Below are 2,732 nucleotides of genomic sequence, written 5' to 3'. Positions count from 1 at the left end.
GCCGCATCGCGCAGGCGAACGGCGCCGCCGAGGTGCCGGCGGTGCGCGAGACGCTCGGCCGCCTCGCCGCGCTCGAAGCCCTGCTCGAAGCCATCGTTGCGGGCCAGATCGAGGCCTGCGAGGAATGGCCGGTGAAGGGCTATGTCACCTTCAATCGCCGCATGATGTATGCGGGGTTGAACTGGGGCGTGGAGAATTACTCGGCGGTCATCGACACGCTGCGTGAACTCTGCGGCGGCGGCATGCTGCAGATGCCGGCGGACGGTTCGGTGCTGGAAGACGGACCTCTCTCCGAGCAATTCCGCACCTTCTGGCAGACGCCGCACATGAGCGCGCTCGACCGCATGAAGCTGTTCCGCCTCGCCTGGGACATCGTCGGCTCGGAGCTTGGCGGACGGCATCTGCAATACGAGAAATTTTTCCCCGGTGCGTCCTTCGTGGTACGCAACCACAATTACCGCGAGGCGCCATGGGCGGCCTGGCAGAATCGCATCGACGCGATCCTGCAGCGCATGACGCCGCCCGGCGAACAGGCAGAAGCAGCGGAGTAAAGATGTCGGCACGGTTGCGTCTGGTTTTCATCGGTTTCGGCGCCATCAATTCGCGTGTCGCCGATCTCCTGAAAGAGCGCCGCGCACCCGTGGACATTGTCGGCGTCGCGACGAAGGACGATCCGGCCGAACGCGCCCGCATTCCGCAAGGCGTGCCGTTCCTGCCCTCCCCCTCCGACCTCGCGGCCTTGAAACCCGGCCTCGTGGTGGAAGCCGCCGGCCGTGCCGCGATTGACGCCTGGGCGCCCGCGGCGCTCGCCGCAGCGCCGGCGATGATCATCGCCTCGACCTCGGCCTTCTGCGACGACGCGCTGCTGCCGCGCCTTGCCGCGATCGCGGAGACGAATGGCAGCCGCATCATGATCCCGTCCGGGGCAATCGGAGGTCTGGATGCGCTCGCGGGCGCTGCCGTGCTCGGCCTCGACGCGGTGACGCATCAAATCGTCAAACCACCGGTGGCCTGGAAGGGCACCCCGGCGGAAAAGCTGCTCGACCTTGCCTCGCTCCGGGAGCGAACGGTGTTTTTCGAAGGCAGCGCGCGGGAGGCTGCCAGTCAATATCCGCAGAATGCCAATGCCACGGTGGTCACTTCGCTCGCCGGTATCGGGCTCGACCGCACGCGCGTCGAACTGATCGCCGACCCGGCCGTGCGGCTGAACGGCCATACGATCACCGCGGAAGGCGCCTTCGGAAAGATGTCAATCACGCTCGAGAACAACCCGCTTGCCACCAACCCGAAATCCTCGGAGCTGACCGCGCTGTCGCTGGTCCGCCTGATCGAGCAGCAATCCAGGCCGGTCGTGATCTAGCCTCTGCGGCGCAAGCGTTTGCGCAGCATCAAGGCCGTCACGCGCGAAAAATCCGCACTATTTCATCGGGCGCCGTTCGGCCCTATAATGCATTCAATCGAATGTAATGGACAAAGCGGCGGAGGCAGATCATGGCCCGGTTGCGTCATTTTGCGGTGTGCGTCGGCGACCTGGACAAGGCGGCCCGGTTCTACGGCGACGTGTTCGGGATGAAGCGGCACGGCCGCGAGGACCTGCCGATCGGCTCCGCGGTCTACATGGGCGACGGCACGATCAATCTCGCGCTGCTCAACTTCAAGGGCAACAAAGGCCACGATTTCGGCGACAAGCCCGAAGGCCAGATCGGCGCCAACCATTTCGGCTTTCAGGTCGACAGCATGAAGGACACGCAGGCGCTGATCGAAAAGCACGGCGGCACGTTCTTCTTCGACCTCGGCGACGAGCGCAAAGGCAATTTCGAGCGCAAATTCAAGGACCCCGAGGGCATCATCTTCGACATCTCCGAGAATGGCTGGGTCGGCACCGACGGCCGCAAGATCAAGGCCGATCCTGCGCATGCTTTCCTCGACGAGACCCTCGTGCCGCAGGAGAGCCTGAAGGGCCGGATCAAGCACATGGCGCTGTTCGTGCGCGAACTCGAAAAGCAGGCCGAATTCTATCAGGCGGTGTTCGGGCTCAAACACCTCGGCTATGACCATCAGCCGATGGGCTCGGCCGTCTATCTCACTGACGGCACCACCAATCTCGCGCTGATCCGCCCCGCCATGCCGGAGGACAAATACAAGCCCGGCGCCAATCATTGCGGCTTCCAGGTCGGGGATCTGAAACAGGCCGAGGAGTGGATTCAGAACGCCGGCGGTTCCTTCTTCTTCGATTTCGGCGATGCCAAGCACGGCAACTTCGAAAAGAAGTTCAAGGACCACGACGGCGTGGTGTTCGATATTTCAAAGCACGGCTGGGTCGGAACCGAAACCTACACCGCGAAAAAGGACAGCGCGGCCGTCATGGCGCCGGCCAAGTAGCCACGCTTTCCGTCTTGCCTTGGGCTCCGGCATCGGAATGCCGGAGCCAACCGGACTTCAGTTTGCCTTAGTCAGTTTGCCTTAAGCCCCGCGTCCAGAACGACCTGCGGGGCAGCCTTGCGGCCGGTGGCAATCTCCGCCCGCAACTCATCGAGCGTCCACGCAGCCGGTGCGAGCCCGCGGTCGGTTATGTTGCGCTTCGCGAAGGCCGGGTCCGAGATGATCGCTGCGATTTCCGACCGCATTTTCTGGATAATCGGTTGCGGCGTGTTGGCCGGAGCGAACAACGCAAAGAATGGCCGCCCGATATAGCCTTTGTATCCGAGTTCGGCCGCGGTCGGCACATCCGG

General features: G+C 63.7%; 4 protein-coding genes. 3 read left to right on the top strand and 1 reads right to left on the bottom strand.

All coding sequences use genetic code 11. The features are described 5' to 3' along the window. From VN004_RS07580 to VN004_RS07570, 3 genes are all read left to right on the top strand, one after another. The coding region (locus VN004_RS07580) for a 4-hydroxyphenylacetate 3-hydroxylase C-terminal domain-containing protein (protein WP_325608578.1) at positions 1 to 551 on the top strand (551 nt) is incomplete at its 5' end. A 2-nt stretch (positions 552 to 553) separates the two neighbouring features. Further along, positions 554 to 1,360, top strand: a complete 807-nt coding sequence (locus tag VN004_RS07575) for an aspartate dehydrogenase (RefSeq protein WP_325608576.1) — start codon at positions 554 to 556, stop codon at positions 1,358 to 1,360. A 131-nt stretch (positions 1,361 to 1,491) separates the two neighbouring features. Continuing rightward, positions 1,492 to 2,382: a VOC family protein gene (locus VN004_RS07570; protein ID WP_325608574.1), complete on the top strand. Its 891-nt coding sequence runs from the start codon at positions 1,492 to 1,494 to the stop codon at positions 2,380 to 2,382. Between the two features lie 71 nt (positions 2,383 to 2,453). On the opposite strand, the gene VN004_RS07565 is transcribed toward VN004_RS07570, so the two are convergent. Then, positions 2,454 to 2,732: tripartite tricarboxylate transporter substrate-binding protein (locus VN004_RS07565; RefSeq protein ID WP_325608572.1), on the bottom strand; the 279-nt coding region annotated here is incomplete at its 5' end.

This window comes from Pseudorhodoplanes sp. (assembly GCF_035565855.1).
Lineage (GTDB): Bacteria > Pseudomonadota > Alphaproteobacteria > Rhizobiales > Xanthobacteraceae > Pseudorhodoplanes.
Note: the sequence above shows the minus strand (reverse complement) of the source record. Positions and strands in the feature narration are given on the sequence as shown.